This window comes from Rhodococcus sp. R1101 (assembly GCF_000278445.1).
Taxonomy (GTDB): Bacteria; Actinomycetota; Actinomycetes; order Mycobacteriales; family Mycobacteriaceae; genus Rhodococcus; species Rhodococcus gordoniae.
Map to the genome: position 1 here is coordinate 1 of NZ_AJVB01000739.1, position 1,255 is coordinate 1,255.

General features: G+C 66.3%; 1 protein-coding gene. It reads right to left on the bottom strand.

What is annotated here, in order from left to right; all coding sequences use genetic code 11:
• Nucleotides 1–1,136 (bottom strand): methylmalonyl-CoA mutase family protein (locus R1101_RS0123755; RefSeq protein WP_016935658.1); only part of this gene is annotated, 1,136 nt, incomplete at its 3' end.
• Nucleotides 1,137–1,255: the final 119 nt, after the last annotated feature.

A 1,255-nucleotide genomic window follows, 5' to 3' on the forward strand; every position in this document is an offset into this window, starting at 1 on the left:
GACTGGGTGTGGCCCTGGGTCGCAGCCATCGCCTCGACGCAGGTACGCGCGACGTTGTTGAAGACGTCCTGCGCGGTGAGCGACCAGCCGGAGGTCTGCGAGTGGGTACGCAGCGACTTCGACTTCGGGTTCTTCGCACCGAACTTCTCGACGAGCTCGCTCCACAGCAGCCGGCCCGCACGCAGCTTCGCGACCTCCATGAAGAAGTTCATGCCGATGGCCCAGAAGAACGACAGGCGCGGCGCGAACTTGTCGACATCCATACCCGCGTCGAGTCCGGCGCGGATGTACTCCATGCCGTCCGCGAGGGTGTAGGCGAGCTCGAGGTCGGCCGTCGCCCCGGCTTCCTGGATGTGGTAGCCGGAGATCGAGATCGAGTTGAAGCGCGGCATCTTCGTCGACGTGTACGCGAAGATGTCGGAGATGATCCGCATCGACGGCTTCGGCGGATAGATGTACGTGTTGCGGACCATGAACTCCTTCAGAATGTCGTTCTGAATGGTTCCGGCCAACTGCTCGGGCTTGACGCCCTGTTCCTCGGCCGCCACGACGTACAGCGCCAGGATCGGCAGCACCGCGCCGTTCATGGTCATCGACACCGACACCTGCGACAGATCGATGCCGTCGAACAGCTGACGCATGTCGAGGATCGAGTCGATCGCGACACCGGCCATACCGACGTCACCCTGCACACGCGGGTGATCGGAGTCGTAGCCGCGGTGCGTGGCCAGGTCGAAGGCCACCGACAGACCCTTCTGACCGGCGGCGAGGTTGCGCCGGTAGAAGGCGTTGGACTCGGCGGCGGTGGAGAAGCCGGCGTACTGACGGATGGTCCACGGCTGGTTCACATACATCGTCGGGTACGGCCCACGCACGAACGGCGCCAGACCCGGGTAGCTGCCGAGCGGGTACCCCTCGGCGACGACTGCGTCGCGGTCGGCCTTGGTGTAGACCGGCTTGACGTCGATGCCCTCGGGCGTCGACCACACGACGTCCTCGGTGCTGTAGTTGTTCGCCTCGGCGACGGACTCGACGAGCGCGGCGGCCTGCTCCGCGGTGGGAGCGGCGGGCGCCGGTGCGGCCGGGTCCGTCAGCGGGACGTCGGCGAAGCTGCCGATTTCGTGTTCGATGCTCACTTACGCTCCCAGAGTGTTCAGCAGGTCGGTGAGGGCGGCGACCGCGTCGATGCGCGCGGTGAGGAAGCCGTCCGGACGATCGTCGCCCTGTGCATCCCCCACGGCCTTCTCCGGTCCGG